A 22,381-nucleotide genomic window follows, 5' to 3' on the forward strand; every position below is an offset into this window, starting at 1 on the left:
GTCGAAGTGCACGTCTTAATTTTAGAAAATATTAGTGAACCCGACAGATACTCTGCCCGCCGGAAGCTCGGTGCAGCGTTATCGGTTGATGTGGAGTCTGCGGGGGGCTATCCAGCGTTAGCTGGCAGTCTGCGTAGGGCAATGCTGCATTATTTTGGGTGGCAGGGGCATGATGCACGTGTTAGCCGAGACCGCAGTCGCCACCATAGGGCCGACGCTATCGTCAGAACAGTTGCGTCGCCTGTACAAGCAGAAGAGCGAGAGCGGCCGAAAGACCGCTACGCGCAACGGCCTCTGGATAGCGGTGGCTGCTTACCTTGCATACTCTTTCACTGACTACCTTTTTATTGGCGATGTCGTCCGGTACACGATCGCCGGCCGATTGGCGGTTGGCGTCGGTGCGATATGCATGCTGGAGCTCTTGCTCTACCGCAAAGCAAAGGCCGATACGGTCGATATGGCGGCGGCGACGTCCGTGCTAGCGGCTTATTTAGTCTGGCTTCTGACGGCACAGATGACCACGGTCAGAGACGCCTTCTCATATTACATGGTTTTTGGCTCGATCTTCATGATGAGCGTCAACTTGTTCTTCAGTTTCCGGTTTCCGCTAGCTCTTGCGGCCTCCGTAACGAACATGCTCATCTTCATCGGCGCCCTCTGTTTATTCGCGCCGATGCTGCTTCTTCATAAGCTGATCCTGGGTGCGTTCTGCATATCCTGCTTCATTTTTACCTCTTACGTGAACCTTCAGCTCAACAGAGAGCGCTATAAAGTTTTCCTGAATGCTCTTGAAGCGAGTTTGCAGCAGGCCGCCGCCGAGGAAAGGGGCAAGGCGCTTTTGCACCTCTCCAACACCGACTCGCTGACCGGCCTGGAAAATCGCCGGGCGATCGACCAACGGCTGCGTGATTATTGGCAACGATGGCAGGACCATAGGGCGCCCTTTGCCGTGCTGCTCATCGATGTCGATTATTTCAAACATTACAACGACTGCTATGGCCATCAAGAAGGCGACCGATGCCTTGTCGCTGTCTCGCAGCTTCTCCAAAGTGTGGCCTCGTCCTGGGACTCCATCATCGGACGATACGGGGGTGAGGAATTCATCCTCATCACACCAACGCTGAATTCGGAAAGAGCGACGGAACTCGCAGAAGCGATTTGTGCTGCCGTCCGAGCGTTGGCTTGGCCACATGAGCATAGGCGAGACGGGACCACGGTCATCACCGTGAGTATCGGCGTGTCCTATACGCGGGATGAGACCAAACAGGTCGACAAGGTCATCCATGAAGCTGATCGCGCGCTTTATGCCGCCAAGGCATCGGGTCGCAACACCCTCGTGGTCTTCGATCCCGAAGACCCGCAGGGGAGCGATGACAGCGAGGATATAGCCGCGACCTTGAAAATCGCGATTGAACACGGCCTTGTCTCACTCGTCTATCAGCCGATCCGCAACATTCAGACAGGCAAGACGGACGGCGTTGAAGCTTTGATGCGTTTGAGGATGTTGGACGGGACGCAGGTGTCACCTGCTATGTTTATTCCTGTTGCGGAAAGGACAGGTTCGATCGTTGAACTCGGCCGGTGGGCAATTCGCACCGTTTGCCGAGACCTGTTGGCGACCGGCTTGGTGCAAGTTGCCAGCGTCAACGTTTCGCCGATTGAGCTCAAGATGCCAGGTTTCGCCAGCTATGTCGCAGCGACGCTCGCAGAATTCGGGGTGACGGGCGCTCGGCTTGCTTTCGAAATTACCGAAGGCGTTGAGCTGGAAATCGACCAGACCGTGGTTCGTTGCATCAGCGACCTGAGAAGGTTGGGCGCTCAAGTCTGGCTGGACGACTTCGGCACAGGCTTCGCCGGGCTCTCGTGGCTGCGCCTGATCGAATTCGACACCGTCAAGATCGATCGATCCTTCCTCCATGATTGCAATACGGAAAAAGGCAAGAGGATGTTGCTTGACATCATCAGCCTGCTGCGCAATCGCGGCGTGAGGATACTCATTGAAGGCGTTGAGACCATCGAACATCAGCGGCTGATGCAGCAGTACGGAATCAACCAGATCCAAGGATATTACATTGGACGGCCCGCGCCGGCAGCTCAGCTTGAATCTGATAATGTGCTGCCTTTCGGCCTGGTCAGGACTCATTGATTCCAAACGTCCATTCCGGAATGGGCAATAAGTTATGTTGGTCACGGCGGCAGGCGCCCGTAGGCGGATTGCACAGCACTCCCGCTCGCTTTTGATCCGTGCGTCCCTGCCTAGAAAATCTCCAGCACCGGACCTTCCAGCACTTTCCCCGTCACCACATCCGCAACCCCCCGGTCCGTCTGATGCGGGCCGGCATTGCAGGCGAGTGTCGCGCCGAAGCAGGCCTTGAAGACGCGGTAAGGTGGCTTCCAATCGACGATCTTGCCCATGGCCTTACGGATGTCGGCAAAGGCTGAGGCGGTGTCCTTCAGTGAGGCGTCGGTGACGAGGCCGGAGAGCGGCAGCGGCAGGATCGCTTCGATTTGGCCGTCCTTGGCGACCGCCATGCCGCCCCCGGCTGTTATGACAGCGTTGGCGGCGAGCGCCATGTCGGCTGCATTGCCGCCGAAGACGGTGAGGTTGTGGCTATCATGCGAGACGGTGGTGCAGAAGGCGCCGCGCCATTCGCCCCAGCCGCTGAGGAAACCGTTGCGCGGGGTGCCACCGGCCCTTCCGTGGCGATGGGCGACGGCGATCATGGCGCTGCCGACAGGTGGCACGACGAAGCCGTCCCGGATATACGTTTCCGCCTCTCCCCATTGAGTGAAGCGTGGGCGGTCGATGGTGGCGACGCGGACGCGCTCGCCTTTCGCGGGGATGCGGAAATCGTCGTCGGTCAGCAGCGGCAGCTTCACGGACTTGATCAGCGGCGCCGTATCGAGCGGCTGAACGGTCGCCTCCATGCTGCCGTTGCGGGCGACGACGCGGCCATCTGATATGACGAGGCGTGCTCGGAATTCCGTGAGATCCTCGAAGAGAACGAGGTCGGCGCGGCGGCCGGAGGCGACAAGGCCGAGATCGGAACGCTTCAGCCGCTCAGCGGCGTTGAAGGTCGCGGCGCGCAGTGCCCATTCCGGTTTCATGCCATAGCGCACCAGGCGGCGGGCGACATCATCGAGGCCGCCGCTTTGGTAGAGTTCATCGGGAAAGACGTCGTCGGTGCAGAGCGTAATGGTTGGCGGCAGATGGCCGAGGCCGTTCAGCACCTCGACGAATTCCTGCAAGAGATGATCGTGAGAGCCACGGAGTTCGATCGTCAGACCGGCGGAAAGTTTGGCGCTAAGATCGGTGCCGGAGGTGAGTTCGTGGTCCGACGTGACGCCCGCTGCCATGAAGGCGTTGAGGTCCGCGCCGGTGAGGCCGCGGGCATGGCCACAGACGAGCTTGCCGGAAGCAAGGCCTGAGTTGACGATGGCGCTCATGCGCGGATCGCCGTTGATGACGCCGCGCATGTTCATGACTTCTGCAACGCCGCCGACAGCAGGAGAACGCAGCATCTCGGTGACGACGGCGGCATCGAAATCGGCGCCGGCGAGTTCCAGGCCCGGCGCAGACGGCACGCAGGAGGGGGCGAGCAGGATCATGCGCAGCGGCAGAGCACGTGCCGCCTCGATCGCCCAGCGCACGCCGTCGAGGCCGTGGACGTTGCCGAATTCATGCGGATCCCACACGACCGAGGTGACACCGCGCGGCAGCACGGCGCTTGCATATTCGGCGGGTGTCACCATCGAGCTTTCGACGTGCATGTGCGTATCGATCAGGCCCGGCGTCAGGATGCCGTCAGTCGCATCGATGATTTCGACCGCGTCGATTCGGCTCGCCCGGGCATGGACGCTGGCGATGAGCGCGCCGACGAGGCCGACATCAGCCTCCCGGATCAGGCCCGTCACCGTATCGAGCAGGCGGCCGCCGGTGATGAGCATATCGAACGGGGCGTCGCCGCGGGCGGCGGCAACGGCGCGGGCGCGCAAGGCTGGATCGTTGAGATCGAAAGGTTCCTGACGAGCAATGGCGTTCATCTGCGGGCCTCATTGATCAGGGCGGCGAGAATGATGGTACGCGCCTTCTCAACGTCGATATCGGCGGCGAATTGGGCGTTGAAGGTCGCATGCGTGGCGCGGGTCTCGACGACGGTGCGGCCACGGGTGAGGGCGCCCTGCAGTTCGACGTCGATGCGCGCGGGGCGGAAGCTGACGATATCGGGGGCGACGAAGGCCACGGCGGCGGAGGGATCGTAAATCGCCATGCCGGGACGGCCGCGGCTGGTGCCGATGCTTATATAGCCGGCGAACATGTCGCCGATCAGTTCGGCATTTGCGCCGCCGGCACTGAGTACCGGCTCGACATCCTCGGGCCTTGCCAGCACTTTGCGGCAGAGGTCGAGATCGACCATGCGCAGCGGCAGGCCATGGGCGATAACGATCGCCAGCGCCTCGGGATCGGCGAGCGCGTTGAACTCGGAGGAGGCCGTATGGTTGCCGGATGTGACGCCGCCGCCCATCCAGACGAGTTCGGTGATACATGCGGCAAGATCGGGGCGTGCGAGCGCCACGGCGGCGATATTGGTCAGGGGACCGAGAGCCAGGATGCGGTGTGGTCCGTTGCCCTCGAGCCAGCGGCAGAGCGCGGAGAAGGCGTCGCTCTCGGCCAGGGCGGCGGCTTTCGGTAGGCTCTTGCCGGATGTCGGAATGCCGGTTTCGCCGAGGATCGCCTGGGCGGTTTCGAGTTTGCCGAGAACGGGTGCAGCACGCCCGGTATGGACGGGGAACGTCCAGTCGAAGGCGCCGGCGGCGCCGGCTGCATTTATCCTCACCTGCGGCAGCGGCGTGTTGCCGAAGACCAGCGAGACGCCGTCGATCTGATATTTCGACTGCGCCACCACCAGAATGGCGGCGATGTCGTCGAAGCCCATGTCGGTATCGATCCACACACCCATGATGTCACCCGAAGCGCTTGAGGTTGGCCGCGCCGGCGACCGGCAGATCGAAGGCGAGCGCACTGCCGATCTCGTGCGGCGGCAGGCTCGCGTCGATTTCAGCCTTGATAGGCCCAAGCGGCGTATGGAGGAGGTATTCGCGTGTGTTGCCGGCGAAAGACGTGCCGTGCACTTTGCCTTGGAACGGACCGGAGCCGAGGGTCACCGTACGCGGGCGCCAAGCCAGGCCGGCCGCAGCTTGGGGCGGCGGATCGGAGAGTGCTGCGGGGCCGTGCGGCGTCACAAGCTTTCCGTCTTTCAGAGCGAAGACATTTTCGAAGCCGACGAAATCGGCGACGAAGGCGGAGGCGGGATTGTTATAGATCTCCTCCGGCGTGCCGATCTGTTCGATGCTGCCGTTCAGCATGACGACGATGCGGTCGGCGAGCGCCAAGGCCTCGACCTGGTCGTGAGTGACGAAGATCATGGTGACGCCGGTCTCCTTCTGCACGCGCTGCAATTCAGCGCGCATTTCGAGGCGAAGCCGGGCGTCGAGATTGGAGAGCGGCTCGTCGAGCAGCAGGACCTTCGGCTCCATCACCATGGATCGCGCCAGTGCGACACGCTGCTGCTGGCCGCCGGAGAGTTCGGCGGGCTTGCGGCCGGCGAAAGTGGTGAGGCCGACGGATTTCAGGCCGGCGCCGACGCGGGCATCGAGATCCGCGCCCGAAACGCCTTTGAGGCGCAGGCCGAAGGCGACGTTCTCGTAGACCGTCAGATGCGGGAACAGCGCGTATGACTGGAAGACGAGGCCGACGGCGCGCTTGTTGGCGGAGACGCCGGTTATATCGGCGCCGTCGAGGCCGATGCGACCGGATGCGGGCTTCAGCAGGCCGGCAATGGCGCGCATAGTTGTCGTTTTGCCACAGCCGGAGGGGCCGAGAAGGGCGACGAGCTCGCCCTTGGCGATCGCAAGGTCGAGATCCCTCACGGCGACCGTGTCACCATAGCGAAGCGTCAGCTTGTCGAGTTGGAGATAGGCATCAAACATAACGCGAGAATCCCAGGAAGCGTTCGGCGAGGAAGACGATGCCGATCGAGAGGAAAGCGAGAAGGGCGGAGAGCGCCGCGATGGAAGGATCGTAGGTGGTTTCCATATAGCCCAGCATATCGATCGGCAGGGTTCGGACACCCGGGCCGGAAAGGAAGAGCGAGACCGGCACCTGATTGAAACTGGTGACGAAGCCGAGGATGAAGGCGGCCAGGATGCCGCCGCGGATATTCGGCATGACCACGCGGAAAAAGGCACCGAGCCTGGAGGAGCCGAGCAGGACGGCCGCCTCCTCGATATCCGAGCGCAGATTATCGAGGCTCGCCGACACGACGCGCACGGCATAGGGCAGTACGAGGGCCGCATGGGCAAAGAAGAGCGCAAGCGTGATGTTGAAGCCGAAGGGCACGACGAGATAACGCAGCAATGCCAGGCCGACGATGATGCCGGGGACGATGATCGGCAGCGAGACGATGGTGCGGACGGTCTCTGCTGCGGGCAGCGGGTAACGCGACAGGGCATAGGCGGCGGGGATGCCGAGGATGAGGGCTGCCAGTGTTCCGAAAACGGCAAGGAACATCGACATGGCGAAGCTGTCGCGAAAGCTTTCAATAGTGAAGACCTTCATCACCCAGCGTAGTGAGAGGCCCTGCGGCGGGAAAGCCAGCGTGTCACCAGCCGAGAGCGAGGCGGCGATGATGATCAGAAACGGGCCGATCAGGAAAACAAGCAGCAGGAAGAGGACGACAGGCGAAAAGAGACGGATGCTCATCTGCGTCTCCTCGCCGTCGCAAGGCGTTTCAGCAGGATGTTGGCGGCAAAGCTCATGACGATCAGAATGAAGGCGATGACGCTTGCCGAGACGAAATCATTGGCGACCGACACCTGCTGATACATCAGTGTTTCGAGCATCAGCACCTTGGAACCGCCGAGGATGGCGGGGGTGATGTAGGCGGTGAGCGAGCCGGTGAAGACAAGCGTGCCGCCGATGACGAGGCCCTCGCGCGTGAGCGGCAGGACGACCTTCCAAAAGACCTGGAACCAGTTGGCGCCGAGCACGCGGGCGGCCGGGATCGCATCCCTCGGCATGTTTTCCAGCGCACTGATCAACGACAGGATCATCAGCGGCAGGAAGAGCTGCAGGAGGCCGATGAAGACGGCGGTCTCGGTGAAGAGCAGGCGCAGCGGTTCGGCGCTGAAACCGAGGCCCGTGATCGCCTGGTTGACGATGCCGGTGCGGCCGAGAATGACGATCCAGGCATAGGTGCGCGCCACTGGCGAGATCATCAGCGGCAGGGTGACCAAGCCGATCATGCGGCCTTTGCCGTTCGCCGGCAGGTTGACGATTGCAAAGGCTGCGGCGTAGCCGATGACGGCCGAGACAGCGGTGACCTCGAGGGCGAGCCGGAAGGAGCGCAGGAAAACGGTCCGGTTCAGCGTCTCGGAAAAGAAGCCTGTGTAGGCCGATATCGTCCAGGCATCGCCGGCGCGAAAACCCTCCGACAGCAGGATTGCGACGGGCAGCAGGAATACCACCGTCGCAAAGACGGCTGCCGGCAGGGCAAGCGCCAGGGCTTCCGCGCGGTTCTGGAACATGAGGCGCCTTTCCAGGAGAGGAGATGGCCCCGGCGAGCGGCCGGGGCGGGTTCATGCGGGCTCTACTGGCCGACCTTCTCGTTCCAGGTCTTCAGCCAGCCGGCGCGGTTGTCGAGGGCGATGGCAGAAGGGATCAGTTTGAGGCTCTTGGCCGTTTCCTCGCCATAGGTGAGGTTGCCAGCGGCAGCGTCCGAAAGCTTGACCTCGCTATTCGCTGGGCTGTCGATCAGCTTTTCGGCGAGCTCGGTTTGGGTCTCGGTCGAGAGCCAGAAATCCATGAACTGCATGGCGAGATCCTGGTTTTTCGAACCTTTGGTCAGCACGAGAACATTCATGCCGCCGGTCTGTCCCTCTTTCGGCGTTGCCCAGGCAATGGGGAGGTCGAGCTTGGTGAAGCCGGCCCAGGAGAAACGGCCGATGGGGGCTGCCCAGATTTCCTCCTGCTGCATCAGTTGCACGAGCTGCGAGGATTTTTCGTAGAAGGTGACGATGTCGTCCTTCTTGTCGCCCAGCGCTGCGATCGGGCCTTGCAGATCGGGCGTATCCTTGCCGAGCGCCAGGCCCAGCATGTAGAGCGCCGGCGGGCCCTGATTGGTGGTGACGTTCGGGAAGGCGACATGGCCAACGTATTCCGGCTTCAGGAGATCGGCCCAGGACTCGATCTTCATCTTGTCGGAACGATAAGCGATCGACGTGGCATAGAAAGTGTAGCCAACGCTCATGCCGTCGCCGTTCGGGTCCTTGGCGACGTCGTAGAGCTTGGCGAAATTGGCAAGCTTCGCGGTATCGATCTTGTCGATCAGTCCGGTGCGTGATGCGGCAAGCGCATCGGCCATCGAAACGGCGGCGAGATCAACCACGGGGTTGGCCTTGTTCGCCTCCATTTTTGCCAGCCGCTCGACGCTGTTGCCGGTCTCGACCACCAGCTTGCAGCCGCATTGGGCTTCGAACGGATCATAGACCAGCGTCTTGAAATCGTCCTGCGCGAAGGCATAGACGGAAATGGTCAGCGTCCGTTCAGCTGCGGAGGCGGCAAACGGCCAAAGTGCGGCGAGTGCCGCCGACGCCATGAGAGCTTTTTTCATCTTACATGTTCTCCATCTCTGAGGTTCTTGGTGCCGGGCTCGCAGGTCCGGATGATTGGCGGACAATCAGCTGCATTGCCACGCGTTCGATTTCCGCGATAACGAGAACGCCTTCCCGGGTGCGGCTTTTTCTGATGGTGTCGGCCAGCGCCGACACGGCAATCCCCGCAATTCTATCCATGTCCATTCTGACCGTCGTCAGCGACGGTGTGACAACAGGCGACCAGATGAGGTCGTCGAAGCCGGTGACGCTGACATCGCCGGGAACGCTGATGCCGGCTTGCTGCAGCTCGGTCAGCGCGCGTAATGCCTGCAGATCGGAGAGAGCCGCGAAAGCGGTAAAACCCTCCCGCACCTTTTCGGCGAGGCCGAGCGGACAGCCGCTGCCGCCATCCTGCTCTACCTTCCCGATCCACAGCGTTTCGGCATGCATGCCCGCGTGCATTCCGGCGCGAATTCCATCGGCGCGATCGTTCTGAACGCTGGACTCCTGGTTGTTGCCGATGATGAGGATGCGTTGGTGGCCGAGGGCCGCGAGATGGAGAGCGATTTCGCGGCCGCCCTGCCAATGGTCGGCGGAAACGGTGTTGCCTGGCGTCGAGGGGGTATCGATGAGAGCGACTGGGCAGGCGGCGGACAAAATGCGGGTGGCGCGGCGGGGAATAATGACCATGCCGTCGACGCCGCGTTCGACGAGACGATTGATCGCCTCCGTCTGAGTGGCAGCATCGCCGCGGGAGTCGGCGATTAGAACACCGTAACCAGCGGTGGAGGCGGCAAATTCGATCGCCTGTGCGATCTTCGGGAACAGAGGATTGGCGATGTCCGGCAACACCAGGCCGAGAACGCCGCTGCGGCCGGTTCTGAGCGCGCGGCCGGCCTGGCTCGGGACATAACCCAGTTCGGCGGCATGTTCGCGGATCCGTTCGACCAGTTGGCCGGAGACCCGGCCTTTGCCGGAAAGCGCATTGGAGACCGTGGCAATAGAGACGCCGAGCGAGGTCGCTATCCTGCTGAGGTTCGGTCCGGAGCGCGATGCAGCCATGATCTGATGCATTCTGATTAATCGTTTAATCACTGCTATAGCAGCCGTCTCCGCTTGTCCAATCCAAATTCGTCTGGTGCCCGATTATTCCGGGATATTGTCGGGCACGAAAAAACCCCGCGAGGTGATCGCGGGGTTTCGCATTTCCAGAAAGGCGAAATGCCGATCAGCTCTTGGCCTTTGCCGGCACAGGCGTCACCGCTGCTGTGGTCTTGCCGCCGGGCGCGTAACCGCCGCCGACCGCAATGTTCAGCGAGACGTAGTCCTTGGCCATCTGCTGGACGGCCTGGGCAAGGCTTGCCTGGGCAAGCGAGACCTGGCGCTGTGCATCGAGAACGTCGAGCAGCGAGGAGGCGCCGTCCTTGTAGGACGCGGTCGACAGTTCGAGCGTTTCCTGCGTGGTCTTTACCTGAGCCTGTAGGGCTGCGACCGTGCGGGCGTCACGGCGGACAGCGGCGAGTGCGTTCTCGACCTGTTCGACCGCGGTCAGCACCGTCGACTTCCAGTTGAGGTAGGCGGTCGCGGCAGTGGACTGCGCCGACTTGACGTTGGCGCGCAGACGGCCACCATCGAAGATCGGCAGGTTGAGGGTCGGGCCGAAGGACCAGGGGGTCAGGTCTCCATGGATGCCGCGCTGGTTGATGTAGGACGGCGAGATCGAGCCGCTGAGCGAAATGCTCGGATAGAGCTGCGCCTCGGCAACACCGATATTGGCCGTTGCGGCGGCGAGATCACGCTCGGCGACGCGAATGTCGGGACGGTTGCGGATCAGGTCCGCCGGGATGCCCGAATTGATGCCGCCACGGAAGACCGGCTGACCGCGACCCTTCAGCAGCTCGTCGACGAGGGCCGAGGCCGGCAGGCCAAGCAGCGTGGCGATGTGATGGGCAGATATACGGATGTTGGTTTCGAGGCCGGGAATTTCGGCGAGCGTCGACTGTACGAGGCCTTCGGCCTGAACGACGTCGAGACGCGAGGCGGCGCCGGCTTCAAGCTGGAACTTGGTCAGCTCGTAGGTTTCCTGACGGGACTTCAGGTTGGCTCTCGAAAGCGCCAGGCGCTGCTGATAGTAGCGAACATCGATGTAGCTGGAGACAAGATCCTGCACGAGAGTCAGCTTGGCGACGTCGGCGGATGCGTATGCGGAATCGAGCGAAGCGAGCGCACTTTCGGTGCTGCGCTTGTAGAGGCCGAAGAGATCGAGCAGCCAGGTCAGCTGGACTTCGCCGGCACTGGTGTTGCGTGTGTCGAACTGCGAGCGCAGCTCGCCCTTCTGACCGCTGACCGTGTGCGAAGCGCCGACATTCAGGTTCGGCAGGGCGCCTGCGCCGGCGGTGGTGACGTTTGCAGAGGCCGCATTGATGCGTTCGATTGCCTGCTGGACCGTTAGATTCTGCTCGAGCCCGGCCTGGACATAACCATTCAATTTGGGATCGTTGAAGGCCGTCCACCAGGCTGCGGTAGCAACGTCACCTACACTTTTCGTGCCGCCTTCTCCGAATTTGGCGGGCAGCGGCATTTCAGGAGGAGCATGATCCGGGCCAACAACGCAGCCCGACAGTAATAACAATAATGCCGGTGTGGCAAAACGAAGAGATACCATTCATTTCATCCTGTACTCGAGCAAGTCAATTCTTGTCCGAAGCTTCATGCTTCACTATCGCAGCCGCGCCTCGTCCTACCACAAACACACACACCGAAGCAGTCGGGCGCAATGTAGCAATCGGAACAGCATTATCACAGTGCATTTATATCACACTCCTGCCGCATTTTTGTCGCGTGTGGCAAAGATGCGTCGAATGACGACGTGGAAGGACGGCACGAAGAAAATTCCGAGCATCGTTGCCGACAGCATGCCGCCGAGAACGCCGAGGCCAATGGCGTTCTGGGCCGCAGAGCCCGCGCCCGTAGCGATCGCCAGAGGCACGACGCCGAGGATAAAGGCAAGCGATGTCATAATGATCGGCCGCAGGCGCAGCCGCGCCGCCTCCAGTGTCGCCTCGAAAAGGCCCATGCCGCTTTCCATGCGATCCTTGGCGAATTCGACGATCAGGATCGCGTTCTTCGCCGCCAGGCCGATCGTGGTGAGCAAGCCGACCTTGAAATAAACGTCGTTGGCCTGGCCGAAGAGTGTTGCCGCCGCCAGGGCGCCGAGAACGCCGACCGGCACTGCCATGATCACCGAGAAAGGGATCGACCAGCTTTCGTAAAGTGCTGCCAGGCAGAGGAAGACGACGAGTACCGAGATCGCATAGAGCATCGGCGCCTGTGAGCCGGAAAGGCGCTCCTGATAGGAAATGCCCTGCCAGGCCACCGTGTAACCGCCGCCGAGTTGCTCGGTCAGCTCTTCCATTTCGTTCATGGCATCGCCGGAGGACACGCCGGGCGCGGCGGCACCATCGAGCGGAATCGCGCTGACGGCGTTGAAGCGGGCAAGCGAAGGTGCGCCCTTCACCCATTCGGTTTTGGTAAAGGCGGAGAAGGGCACCATCTCGCCGGCCGTGTTGCGGGCATACCAGTGATTAAGATCGTCCGGCTGCATGCGAAACGGCGCGTCGCCCTGGACATAGACCGGCTTGATCTCGCCGTTCAGCGTGAAGTCGTTGACATCGCGGCCGGTGAAGATGATCGACAGCATCGAATTGACCGAGGCGATGTCGACGCCCATGGCGCCGATCTTTTCCTGATCGAGCACGATGCGCATTTGCGGCTCGACTTCCTTGTTGCTGCTGCGCAGCGCCACGATCCTACCCGAGCTGTTGCCCATCTGGATCAGCCGCTTGGAAGCAGCCGTCAGGGCGTCGTTGCCGTGGCCGCCGGTATCGACAAGATACATGGAAAAGCCGCTCGACACGCCGAGGCCCTGAATCGCCGGCGGCAGGAGCGCGAAGACCTGTGCCTCGCGCATCGCAAAGAAGCTGCGCAGCGCCCGGTTGACAACCGACTGGGCGCTCAGATTTGGATCAGTGCGCAGCGAAAAATCCTTGAGCTTGGTGAAAACGATGGCGCTGTTTTGGCCGGAGCCGTTGAAGCCAAAGCCGAGTGCGCCGAAGACGGATTCGACAGCATCCTTCTCATTCTCGCGATAATAGTTTTCCACCTTCTCGACGACGGCCTGAGTCTGCTGCGTCGTCGAGCCCGGCGGCGTGGTGACGATAGTCAGCAGCACGCCCTGATCTTCCTGCGGCAGGAAGGAACTCGGCAGCCGGGTGAAGAGGTAGGCGCAGCCGGCGCCGACGAGAAGGAAGACCAGCATGACGCGGATCGGGCGCTTCAAGAGATAGCCGATAGTCCTGACATAGCCGTTGGTCGAGCGCGTGAAGTTGTGGTTGAACCAATCGCCGACGCGGTGTTTCCAGTGTTCGCTGACCGGCTTCAGCATCGTGGCGCAGAGCGCCGGTGTCAGCACGATGGCGACGAGCGCCGACAGCAGCATGGCCGAGACGATGGTGATGGAAAACTGGCGATAGATGATGCCGGTCGAGCCGCCGAAGAAGGCCATCGGAATGAAGACGGCGGTCAGCACGAGCGCAATGCCGACGATGGCGCCGGTGATCTCGCCCATCGATTTCTCCGTCGCTTCGAGCGGCGAAAGCTTCTCTTCGGACATGATGCGTTCGACGTTTTCGACGACGACGATCGCATCGTCGACCAAAAGGCCGATGGCCAAAACCATGGCGAACATCGTCAAAGTATTGATCGAATAGCCGGTGGCCGCCAGCACCCCGAAGGTGCCCAGCAATACCACGGGAACGGCGATAGTCGGGATCAGCGTTGCCCGAAGATTCTGCAGGAAGACGAGCAGCACCACGAAGACGAGCACGATTGCCTCGATCAGCGTATGCACGACCTTCTCGATCGACAGTTCCACGAAGGGCGTCGTGTCGTAGGGATAGGTAATCTTCACGCCTTCCGGCAGAGTGCGGCCGATGACATCGAGTGCGGATCGAACGCGTGCGGCCGTATCGATGGCGTTGGCGCCGATCGCGAGGTTGACGGCAAAACCGCTCGAAGGCAGGCCGTTGTAACGCGAACTGCCGCCGTAGCTCTCCTGACCGATCTCGATGCGCGAGACATCGCTTAGGCGCACGGTCGCGCCGTCCTTTTCGACCTTCAGGATGATGTGCTCGAAGTCGGCGACGGTGGTGAGCTGGCTTTGCGCAGTGATGGTGACGTTGAGCTGCTGACCTGACATCGTCGGCTGGGCGCCGAGCGAACCGACGGAAACCTGAGTGTTCTGCGCCTGGATCGCCGCCGTGACGTCGCTCGGCGTCAGCTGATATTTCACTAGCTTGAAGGGATCGAGCCAGATGCGCATGGCGTATCCGGAACCGAAGACGTTGATGCTGCCGACGCCTTCCAGGCGCTGGATCTGATCCTCGATGGAGGTCGACATGATGTTGCCGAGATCGACCGAATTGCGCTTGCCGTCAGTTGAAACGAGTGAGCCGACGAGGAGGATGCTCGAGGTCGAGCGCGTCACGCTGATGCCGGCATCGATAACATCGCCCGGAAGCTGCGACTGAACCAGCTGCAGCTTGTTCTGCACCTGCACTTGGGCAATGTCGGGATCGATACTGGTTCCGAAAGTGAGCTGGATGCTGGCCGATCCGGTCGACGAAGTCGAAGTCATATAGGTGAGATCGTCGAGGCCGGTCATGCCGTCTTCAATGATCGTCGTTACCGATTTTTCGACGGTCTCGGCGCTGGCGCCGCGATAAGTGGCGTTGATGCGAACCGTCGTCGGGGCGATGTCGGGATATTGCGAAATCGACAGGGTGAAGATCGCCAGAAGGCCGGCGAGCATGATGGTGATCGCAATGACCCAGGCGAAAATCGGACGTCGGATGAAAAACTTGGCCATCGATTGTTCCTGTGCGGCTGAGACGGTGACGATGCGGGCTCGGAGCGATTACTTCGCTGCGGGCTTCTCAGCGTCACCGGCCGCGGGCTGCTCGGCAGCCACGACCACGCCATTGTCGTTGATCTTCATCGGCACCGGCTTCACCGGCATGCCTGCCGTGACCGACTGGAGGCCGGTGACGATCAGCTGATCGCCGTCTTTTATGCCTTCGGTCACCAGCCAGGAATTGTTGGAGGGCGAGCTGTTCTCAAAGGCGCGGGTTTCGACCTTGCCGTCGGCGGAAACGAATTGCGCCGTCAGCCGGCCGTTGGCGTCGCGGCTCGTTGCCAGCTGCGGCAGCGCATAACCGGTTTCGGCGCCGAGCTCGACCGTGGCGCGGACATACATGCCGGGCAGCACGATACGATCGGGATTGGGGAAAAGCACACGAATGATGAAGGTGCCTGTGGTCTCGCTGACCACCTGCTTCGACATGTCGAGCTTGCCCTGCTGATTATATTCCTTGCCGTCTTCGAGGATCAGGTGGAAGGCGACATTCTCCGCGCCCTTGATATCGCCGGCGGCCATCGCATCGCGCAGCCTCAGCAGATTGGTGCTCGACTCGGTGAGCGAGATGTAGATCGGATTGAGCTGCCGGATCGTCGTCAGCGCCGTCGTCTGGTTGGCCGAGACGACATTGCCGATATTGTAGGCGGTCTGGTCGATGACGCCGTCGAAGGGTGCGACGATCTTCGTATGGTCGAGGTCGATCTGTGCCGCGGAAAGGGCAGCCTTTGCCGACTCGACCTCCGCCTTCGCCTGGAGAAGCGTCGTTCTGGCCGTTTCATATTCGATCTGGGTGGCGCCGCTGCCGACGAGGCGCTGGTAGCGTTCGAGATTGCTTTCAGCGCTCGGCACGCTCGCCTCGGCTTTGGAGATGGCCGCCTTGGCCTGCTCGACGGCGGCGATATAGGGCGCATCCTCGATCTGATAAAGAAGGTCGCCCTTCTTGATCTCTCCGCCTTCCTTAAAGGCGATTTCGCGGATGATGCCGCTCACCTGCGGCCGGATATCGGCCGTCTGGAAGGCTTCGGCGCGGCCAGGAAGAATTGTCGTGATTGGGAAACTCGCCTTCGCCAGGGCGATCACCCCGACGGGGGTTGCCTGCTGCGCGGCCGCGCCGGCATCGCCCGCGGGCTTGCCGGCGTTGTCGCTGCAGGCGCCAAGCAATGCGCCGGCCATCAGGGCCGAGGAGATGAGAACGGCACGCCGAATCATTCTAATTCCTTCATGCGGTGGCAATCGCCGTCGATCCACGGGCTCGGCCGAGCCGAGGCAGGCTTATTTAAGCGTCAAGATGAACTTGGCCTCAAATGCCATAATCCCGGGTCTAACAAAATCTTTACGAAGTGACGTAATTCAGCAACCGTCACTTAGCAAGCGCTATTTTGCAGTGCGGCATCGACAAAGCCGACGATTTCCTCGGCACGATGCACCAGTGTCTCAGTGTCGTCGCGAACGATGAGGACAGGGTGCAACACGCAGGCCAGCACATCGGCGACGGTCTGTGCGGCACGCTGAGGGTCGCGGCAGTGATAACGTCCTTCCACCATGCCTTTGCGGATGATCTCGCCGAGTTTCTCCTCGATACGGGCGCGATAGCGATTGCCGGCTTCGAGTTTGGCTTCGATGGTCGAGAGCACCATTTCGAAGATGTAAGGGTTCTTCTGGATATCCTGCAGATGACCCTCCAGCAGGCGCAGGACGAAGCGGAGCAGTTGCTCTTTTGCGGGCATGTTCTGGTCGAGGGGGACAAAACGCTCGGCGGCATTGTCGAGATGGCGCCCGGCGATGGCATCGACCAGCGCCACCTTGGAACGGAAATGCTTGAAGACATTGGCGGGCGACATGCGCAGCGCAGCTGATATATCGGCGATCGACACTGCGGCGAAGCCACGTTCGCGAAACAGCATCTCCGCCATCGAGAGGATGTCCTGTCGCGTTTCCTCGGCCTTGCGTCTCGGCCTTCTTGCCATCCGTCCCCCGCCGGGCCGCGCCCGGTACTCCTTTTTTGCCGATGCTAGCGCTATTCAGCGAAAACTGCCAAGCCGATGCAAGGCCCGGCGGCTTTCGTACGTCGCCTTTTCAAGGGAAACAGGGGGCGAGGTTGCTGCGGACACGGGCAAGCGGCGTCTCGCCGCTATTGTCAGGAACAAAGCGCTCGCCGGTTATCGCCTCGTAGGCTCTGATATAGACGGCCGAGGTCTGCTCGATCAGTCCGGTGGGGATTTCTGGAATCTCGTCCTTATAAGGGTCGCAGCGCTCCGCCACCCACGCACGGACGAAATCCTTGTCGAAACTATCCGGGCGCTTGCCAGCGGCAAAACTTGCCGGATAGGTTTCGGCAAGCCAGTAGCGGCTGCTGTCCGGCGTGTGGATCTCGTCGGCGAGGATAATATTGCCGTCGCCATCGGTGCCAAATTCATATTTGGTATCGACGAGGATCAGGCCTTGCTTCGCGGCCATTTCCTGGCCGCGGGCAAAGAGCGCGAGTGCATATTTCGACAAGGTTTCCCACTGCTGGCTGGTCAGAAGGCCTCGCGTGACGATCTCCGCAGGCGTCAGCGGCTCGTCATGGCCTCCGTCGAATTCCTTGCTCGTCGGCGTGATGACGGGTTCCGGCAGGATCTGATTGTCGCGCATGCCGTCCGGCAGACGCATGCCGTACATTTCCCGCTCACCCTTCTTATAGAGGGTCAGGATCGAGGTGCCGGTGGTGCCGGCGAGATAACCGCGCACGACGATTTCAACCGGCAGGATGTCGAGCCGCCTGCCGATGACCACATTTGGATCGGGATAGTCGAGCACGTGGTTCGGGCAAATGTCCCTCGTCGCCTCGAACCAGTAACGCGCCGTCTGCGTCAGCACCTGACCCTTATACGGAATACAGGTGAGAATGCGGTCGAAAGCGCTCAGCCGATCTGTGCTGATGATGATGCGGCGTCCGTCGGGAAGGTCGTAATTCTCGCGCACCTTGCCGCGATAGTAGTTCGGCAGTTCCGGGAAATGGGCTTCGGAGAGGATTCGCACGGCGCTCGACTGTCCTTGTATTGGCTGATGGCTTCCTGCTCTAGTTTCATTACCGGCGAAGTCAAGCCGAGCGGAAGTATCGCATCACAGCCAGAACAGAGCCAGAAGAAACAGAGCGAGGCCGTAAGTTGCGACGGCAAGCGGCCAGCCGGCCCGCAGGAAGTCGCTGAAGCGGTAACCGCCGATGCCCATCGCCAGCGTGTTGTTGTGATGGCCGAAGGGCGTCAGAAAATCGAGCGAGGCCCCGACGGCGACCGCGATCAGATAGGCGTCGGGTGGGTGCCGCCCGATCCTCGCAAATTCGAGTGCCATCGGGGCGAGCACGATTGCGACCGTCGCGTTGTTGACGAAGGGCGTCAGCGCCATTGCGAGGAAGAGGATGAGGGCGATGCCGGAAAGCGCATGGTTAACCGGCACGATGAGGCTCAGCCAGCCGGCAATCGCTTCGGCCGCTCCGGTGCTGGCCACTGCCTGGCCGATCGGAATCATCGCCGCGAGCATGATGATGATCGGCCAGTTGAGGTCGGCCATCGCCTGGCGGATATTGAGATGATTGAGCAAAGCGAGGACGAGGACGACACCCGCAAAAGCGACCTCGGGATGCAGGCCCGCCGCCGACGCGGCGACGCCGCAGGCAAACAATGCGACAGGCCGCCAGGAGAGGAGGGCCGGTTCAGCTGAAGCTGTCGAAGCAAGCGGCAGGCACTCGCTTTCCTCCAGCGCTTCGGCAATTGCCGTACGCGGCCCTTCCAGCGTCAATATATCGCCGATCGACAGTTGCAGATCGAGAAAGCGGCCTTCGATGCGCGGTGTGCGCATGGAAAGAGCAGTGACTGCGATGCCCCTATGGTGAAAGACTTCGAGTGAACTGACGCGCGAACCCACCAGCGTGCTTTCGGGCATGACGACGGTTTCGACCCGGGTGAAATTTGGCGGCCGAATATTCAGATGGGCATCTGCCACCAAGGCCTGTGTGGCGGCAAGGCCGGCAAAGATGTCATCGGCGCCTTCGGCAAGCAGCACGTCGCCCGCGCTGATCATCGACTGGTCGAGCGGGCCAAACACGAAATTGCCGTCACGGATCAGCGCGTGCGGTTTGATGCCGAAGCGGGTCGGACACTCCGAAAGCCGCGTGCCGATCAGCGGCGAAGCATTGGGAATGCGACGTTCGACGACCACGCGACGCGAGCCCTGGGCGAGCGTTGCCGGCACTGTGTCGGGTTCCGGGAACAAGTATCGGATCCGAACGGCGATGAGCAGGATGCCGACGATCGCGACTGGCAGCCCGACATAGCTGAAATCGAAGAAATGAAAACCCGCACCGGACGTCTTGGCAAGCGCATCGCTGACGAGCAGGTTGGCCGGCGTGCCGATCAGCGAAACGAGGCCGCCGAGCAGGGCTGCAAACGAGATGGGCATGACGAGCTGACGGCGGGGGATTGAGAGCGCCACGCCGAGCCGCAGCGCCACCGGCAGGGTGATCGCAAAGGCGCCGATATTGTTCATGAAGATGGAAAGAAAGCCTGCCAGCGAGGAAGCGCCTGATATGACCTTGAAGTTCGACGGTCTTGCGGTTGCGACACGCGCAGCGAGGTTGTCGAAGAGCTTGGCGCGTGCGAGCACCTGGACGATCAGCAGGATTTCGACGACGGTGATAACGACGGGGCTGGCGAAGCCCGCGTAGATCTGATCGACTGGATAAAGTCCGAGCGCATAGCCGGCGAGCAGGCCGGCAATCGCAGTCACCTCGATGCGTATGCGTTCGAGCGAGAAGAGAACCAGCATCACCAGCAGAAGGATCAGCAGGGATGCTTGCTCAAACGACATGGGCGGATCCGGTGTTTCATCGATGGAGGCATGTCGCTGTACCGCAACCGCTGCAGATTGCCGGGTGACAGGCCTTGGGCGGACTGTAGTCGTTCCTCATCTGCTGTACAGAGGCGTCAGCCGGCAAAATTGAACGATGTCACGTCTTCGGTCGGGCCGAAACCTGCCAGCGGCCCTCGGCATTCCGCTCCAGCACGGGCGTGGCGAAGACACCGCGGACGCGCGAGACCCACTGCGGCCCGGCTGTTGCGAGGCTGTCGCGCCAGCGCTCCGATTGCAGCATGGCCGCGCCTATGACGACGGGTTCGATGCCGCAGGCCGTCAGCAGATCAAGGCCCGAGACGATCGATGCGCCGCTGGAAATGACGTCATCGATCAGGGCGACGCGCCGCCCGGTCAGCAGCGGCAACATGCGCGGATCGATATAGAGGCGCTTGTCCTGTGTCGGCGTCGTGATCGATGACAGAGGAACGGAGAGCTCGTCGCGGTACCAGAACTTGCGCGAGGTGCCGAGCGGGACATAGCGGCCGTGACCGAGCTTCTGCGCAACGGCGGCTGCAAGCGTCAAGCCGAGCGTCGGCAGGCCGGCGACGACGTCGACGCCCATGGGTCCGATCTTTTCGGCGAGACCGTCGGCCAGCGCGTCGAGGACGGCGAAGCTCGCCTGGTTGACAATCAGCGAAGCGAGGGCGTGATCGCCATCTGCCAACACGCGTATCGGCAGGCGAAGCTGGCGGCCGTCGTCCAGCGTGGCGACATAGAAAGTCGTGAACTCCCGATCGTGGGGAAAGGTGCCGGGCGGGTGAATCTCCTGCCAAAAGTCATGCGGCGCCATCTCCGACAGATCGGTCAACGTCTCGCCCTTTCCATGCCGGCTGTTCGGCGCAACCCCTGCAATTCTCCTTCGGTCAGCGCACGCACGGCGCCTTTTGGGAGTTCGCCGAGTTCGAGCCCGCCGATTGCGACCCGCACAAGGCGCAAACATTCGGCCCCGAGCGCCTCCAGCATACGACGGATCTGACGATTGCGGCCTTCATCGAGCTCGACCTCGATCCATGAGTTTCTGTCGCCCTGGCGCAGGCGTCGTGTGGCGGTGGCCGTCAGCAATTCGCCGTCATGACGGATGCCGGATGTCATAGCGGCAATCTCCTCGTCGTCCATGAGGCGGTCGATCTGGACATGATAGGTTTTGGTCACATGGGTGAGCGGATCGAGCAAGGTCTGGGAGAACTCGGTGTCGTTGGTGAAAAGCAGCAGGCCTTCGCTCGCCTTGTCGAGCCGACCTACAGGAGAGAGGTGCGGGATGTCGAAATTCTTGAGGCAATCATAGACGGTCGGCCTGCCCTCGGGATCATGGCGGGTCGTGACGAGCCCGCGTGGCTTGTTGAGCATCAAATAGATTTTTGCCTCGGCGGCAATGACAAGTCCATCGACACTGATCCTCGCCGTCGACAGATCGACCCATGCAGAGGCATCGCTGACGGTACGGCCGTCGATGGCGACGCGGCTTTCGGCAATCAGCCGTTCGGCCTGCGTACGGGAGCAATAGCCGAGTTTGGAAAGGGCGCGCGGAAGGGTGACCCGCTTGCCTGCAGTGTCGGCGGCAGGCTTCAGCCGCTCGCGTGTCTTATGCGATGGGCGCCGGTCCCTCATCTGCCATCCCTGTCCAGCCTCGATGCCGCTTCTTGGCACGAACGGCCCAACGATGCCAGCGTGACAACGAAAACTAAGGAATGATAGGGTTGCAAAAGGACGTCAGCGCTTCGGATAAAGCGCCGTCTGGGCGAAAACCGGTTGGTCGCGCCGCCTCAGCGGCAGACCATGAAGCCTGCCAGTTCCTTGCGGCTGACGACTATGCCGGCAGCGGCCTTCGCTGGGTCGGGATGGGTATATGACAGGCTTGGCATTTCCGGCAGCTCGAGCGCCTGACGCATATTCATGATGCCGACCGCGTAACGGCCGTTAACGCCGTCGGCGCTGACTTCAATGATGCAATTGGCCCTCTTATTGTCCATTGGTTGTCCTCCCGTTTGTTTTTTATGTTGCCATCCCTTGCATTAAAAATTGGTTTTTCTGAGACATAAGCGTTTACGCACGCCGCCGAAAATGGGTCGGCGGGTGCGTAAAAGAGCCGGCTTCGAGGCGGATTGAGCGCTCAGTGCCACCAATGGCGAGGCTGCGGCTGTGAATTGCCGGATAGCAGGTAGCCAAAGAGGAAACCGACCGCCCCGGCAAGCACCAATGCGGTGGTCGTTGCGGCCGCATGCTCGCGGGCGGCGCCGGCGGCGGCTGCCCCTTCGGCCCGGATTTGGGCGACGGCGTTTTTTGCGCGGGGCAGGGCTTCATCGTAGGCCTTGCCGGCGCGACCGCGCACTTCGTAATAGGCCTCGGCGCCCTGGGCGGAAATCATCTTCTGCAGACGAGAGACTTCCTGCTGGAGCGCAGCGATGTCCTTGCTGACAGATGCTCTGATGTCATCGGTGTTGGCAGCCATGTCGGTCTCCTTCCTTCAATGGGAAAGACAACACCTCAAACGGTGATAGGTTCCGAAATTGCAGCTGCTGATTTATGACGGAAATTTAAGTTCGGCTTCCAGCCTCGATTTAATCCTCGATTAACCATAAATTGGCTCAAAGCGCTGTTTTCACGCGATTTTTCGCCGGTTGCGGGCGGCAATTCGGGGATTTTTGACCAGCTGATAAAGAAATCTTCGGAAATTTGTCGCGAACACGCCGCCTGTGGATAAAGAACGCAAAGAAAATAGCTGCAAAATCAGCCTGTTACAAAAATGTCAAAAAACTTTTGGAATGGCTGTTGACTTAGAAAAGGGGGTGGGATTATAAGCCCACTCACTGAACGAGGGCGGCGGCGCTGCTGGCGACGAAGTCTCTCGCTCTTAAGAAA

The 22,381-nt window shown here is 61.3% G+C and carries 18 protein-coding genes; 1 reads left to right on the forward strand and 17 read right to left on the reverse strand.

Annotated features, from left to right (window positions below; all coding sequences use genetic code 11):
• The first annotated feature begins 169 nt into the window (after positions 1–169).
• Positions 170–2,146 carry a GGDEF domain-containing phosphodiesterase gene (locus tag FHT70_RS03525; protein WP_183698939.1) on the forward strand — a complete coding sequence of 659 codons (1,977 nt, stop codon included), beginning with the start codon at positions 170–172 and terminating at the stop codon, positions 2,144–2,146.
• 110 nt (positions 2,147–2,256) lie between these two features.
• On the opposite strand, the gene FHT70_RS03530 is transcribed toward FHT70_RS03525, so the two are convergent.
• From FHT70_RS03530 to FHT70_RS03610, 17 genes are all read right to left on the reverse strand, one after another.
• The gene (locus tag FHT70_RS03530; protein WP_183698941.1) at positions 2,257–4,044 is read right to left on the reverse strand and encodes an adenine deaminase C-terminal domain-containing protein; all 1,788 of its coding nucleotides are present in this window, start codon (positions 4,042–4,044) and stop codon (positions 2,257–2,259) included.
• Positions 4,041–4,961, reverse strand: coding sequence for a nucleoside hydrolase (locus tag FHT70_RS03535; RefSeq protein ID WP_183698943.1), 921 nt, complete (start codon positions 4,959–4,961; stop codon positions 4,041–4,043). Before FHT70_RS03535 ends, FHT70_RS03530 begins: the two co-directional genes overlap by 4 nt.
• Positions 4,962–4,965: 4 nt before the next feature.
• Entirely contained in the window at positions 4,966–5,991 is a 1,026-nt protein-coding gene (locus FHT70_RS03540; RefSeq protein WP_183698945.1) for an ABC transporter ATP-binding protein, read from the reverse strand.
• Entirely contained in the window at positions 5,984–6,763 is a 780-nt protein-coding gene (locus FHT70_RS03545) for an ABC transporter permease (RefSeq protein ID WP_064811236.1), read from the reverse strand. The genes FHT70_RS03540 and FHT70_RS03545 overlap by 8 nt, the downstream gene beginning before the upstream one ends.
• Positions 6,760–7,587 carry an ABC transporter permease gene (locus FHT70_RS03550; RefSeq protein WP_183698947.1) on the reverse strand — a complete coding sequence of 276 codons (828 nt, stop codon included), beginning with the start codon at positions 7,585–7,587 and terminating at the stop codon, positions 6,760–6,762. Before FHT70_RS03550 ends, FHT70_RS03545 begins: the two co-directional genes overlap by 4 nt.
• 62 nt (positions 7,588–7,649) lie before the next feature.
• Positions 7,650–8,672 (reverse strand): ABC transporter substrate-binding protein, encoded by a 1,023-nt coding sequence (locus FHT70_RS03555; RefSeq protein WP_183698950.1) that lies wholly within the window; start codon positions 8,670–8,672, stop codon positions 7,650–7,652.
• A gap of 1 nt (position 8,673) precedes the next feature.
• Complete coding sequence (locus FHT70_RS03560; protein ID WP_183698976.1) at positions 8,674–9,717, reverse strand: LacI family DNA-binding transcriptional regulator; 1,044 nt, start codon at positions 9,715–9,717, stop codon at positions 8,674–8,676.
• Between the two features lie 166 nt (positions 9,718–9,883).
• Positions 9,884–11,320, reverse strand: a complete 1,437-nt coding sequence (locus tag FHT70_RS03565) for an efflux transporter outer membrane subunit (RefSeq protein WP_085779280.1) — start codon at positions 11,318–11,320, stop codon at positions 9,884–9,886.
• Positions 11,321–11,470: 150 nt separating this feature from the next.
• Complete coding sequence (locus tag FHT70_RS03570) at positions 11,471–14,581, reverse strand: efflux RND transporter permease subunit (RefSeq protein WP_183698952.1); 3,111 nt, start codon at positions 14,579–14,581, stop codon at positions 11,471–11,473.
• A gap of 48 nt (positions 14,582–14,629) precedes the next feature.
• Entirely contained in the window at positions 14,630–15,838 is a 1,209-nt protein-coding gene (locus FHT70_RS03575; protein WP_183698954.1) for an efflux RND transporter periplasmic adaptor subunit, read from the reverse strand.
• Positions 15,839–15,993: 155 nt separating this feature from the next.
• Positions 15,994–16,596: a TetR family transcriptional regulator gene (locus FHT70_RS03580; protein ID WP_085779277.1), complete on the reverse strand. Its 603-nt coding sequence runs from the start codon at positions 16,594–16,596 to the stop codon at positions 15,994–15,996.
• 109 nt (positions 16,597–16,705) lie between these two features.
• On the reverse strand, positions 16,706–17,650 hold the full coding sequence (locus FHT70_RS03585; protein ID WP_183698956.1) for a phosphoribosylaminoimidazolesuccinocarboxamide synthase: 945 nt from the start codon (positions 17,648–17,650) through the stop codon (positions 16,706–16,708).
• A gap of 84 nt (positions 17,651–17,734) precedes the next feature.
• The gene (locus FHT70_RS03590; RefSeq protein WP_183698958.1) at positions 17,735–19,477 is read right to left on the reverse strand and encodes an SLC13 family permease; all 1,743 of its coding nucleotides are present in this window, start codon (positions 19,475–19,477) and stop codon (positions 17,735–17,737) included.
• Positions 19,478–19,616: 139 nt separating this feature from the next.
• Positions 19,617–20,312 (reverse strand): phosphoribosyltransferase, encoded by a 696-nt coding sequence (locus tag FHT70_RS03595; RefSeq protein WP_183698978.1) that lies wholly within the window; start codon positions 20,310–20,312, stop codon positions 19,617–19,619.
• A 14-nt stretch (positions 20,313–20,326) separates the two neighbouring features.
• Complete coding sequence (locus FHT70_RS03600) at positions 20,327–21,130, reverse strand: pseudouridine synthase (RefSeq protein ID WP_183698960.1); 804 nt, start codon at positions 21,128–21,130, stop codon at positions 20,327–20,329.
• Positions 21,131–21,285: 155 nt separating this feature from the next.
• Positions 21,286–21,492, reverse strand: a complete 207-nt coding sequence (locus FHT70_RS03605; protein WP_183698962.1) for a hypothetical protein — start codon at positions 21,490–21,492, stop codon at positions 21,286–21,288.
• Positions 21,493–21,632: 140 nt separating this feature from the next.
• Positions 21,633–21,971 carry a hypothetical protein gene (locus tag FHT70_RS03610; RefSeq protein WP_085779272.1) on the reverse strand — a complete coding sequence of 113 codons (339 nt, stop codon included), beginning with the start codon at positions 21,969–21,971 and terminating at the stop codon, positions 21,633–21,635.
• Positions 21,972–22,381 lie beyond the last annotated feature (410 nt).

It is taken from the genome of Rhizobium sp. BK049, assembly GCF_014193135.1.
Lineage (GTDB): Bacteria > Pseudomonadota > Alphaproteobacteria > Rhizobiales > Rhizobiaceae > Rhizobium.

Excerpts from the sequence above, each read along its gene's own strand:
- FHT70_RS03525 (WP_183698939.1), top strand. The coding sequence starts at position 170 with ATGATGCACGTGTTAGCCGAGACCGCAGTCGCCACCATAGGGCCGACG.
- FHT70_RS03530 (WP_183698941.1), bottom strand. The coding sequence starts at position 4,044 with ATGAACGCCATTGCTCGTCAGGAACCTTTCGATCTCAACGATCCAGCC.
- FHT70_RS03535 (WP_183698943.1), bottom strand. The coding sequence starts at position 4,961 with ATGGGTGTGTGGATCGATACCGACATGGGCTTCGACGACATCGCCGCC.
- FHT70_RS03540 (WP_183698945.1), bottom strand. The coding sequence starts at position 5,991 with ATGTTTGATGCCTATCTCCAACTCGACAAGCTGACGCTTCGCTATGGT.
- FHT70_RS03545 (WP_064811236.1), bottom strand. The coding sequence starts at position 6,763 with ATGAGCATCCGTCTCTTTTCGCCTGTCGTCCTCTTCCTGCTGCTTGTT.
- FHT70_RS03550 (WP_183698947.1), bottom strand. The coding sequence starts at position 7,587 with ATGTTCCAGAACCGCGCGGAAGCCCTGGCGCTTGCCCTGCCGGCAGCC.
- FHT70_RS03555 (WP_183698950.1), bottom strand. The coding sequence starts at position 8,672 with ATGAAAAAAGCTCTCATGGCGTCGGCGGCACTCGCCGCACTTTGGCCG.
- FHT70_RS03560 (WP_183698976.1), bottom strand. The coding sequence starts at position 9,717 with ATGGCTGCATCGCGCTCCGGACCGAACCTCAGCAGGATAGCGACCTCG.
- FHT70_RS03565 (WP_085779280.1), bottom strand. The coding sequence starts at position 11,320 with ATGGTATCTCTTCGTTTTGCCACACCGGCATTATTGTTATTACTGTCG.
- FHT70_RS03570 (WP_183698952.1), bottom strand. The coding sequence starts at position 14,581 with ATGGCCAAGTTTTTCATCCGACGTCCGATTTTCGCCTGGGTCATTGCG.
- FHT70_RS03575 (WP_183698954.1), bottom strand. The coding sequence starts at position 15,838 with ATGATTCGGCGTGCCGTTCTCATCTCCTCGGCCCTGATGGCCGGCGCA.
- FHT70_RS03580 (WP_085779277.1), bottom strand. The coding sequence starts at position 16,596 with ATGGCAAGAAGGCCGAGACGCAAGGCCGAGGAAACGCGACAGGACATC.
- FHT70_RS03590 (WP_183698958.1), bottom strand. The coding sequence starts at position 19,477 with ATGTCGTTTGAGCAAGCATCCCTGCTGATCCTTCTGCTGGTGATGCTG.
- FHT70_RS03595 (WP_183698978.1), bottom strand. The coding sequence starts at position 20,312 with ATGGCGCCGCATGACTTTTGGCAGGAGATTCACCCGCCCGGCACCTTT.
- FHT70_RS03600 (WP_183698960.1), bottom strand. The coding sequence starts at position 21,130 with ATGAGGGACCGGCGCCCATCGCATAAGACACGCGAGCGGCTGAAGCCT.
- FHT70_RS03605 (WP_183698962.1), bottom strand. The coding sequence starts at position 21,492 with ATGGACAATAAGAGGGCCAATTGCATCATTGAAGTCAGCGCCGACGGC.
- FHT70_RS03610 (WP_085779272.1), bottom strand. The coding sequence starts at position 21,971 with ATGGCTGCCAACACCGATGACATCAGAGCATCTGTCAGCAAGGACATC.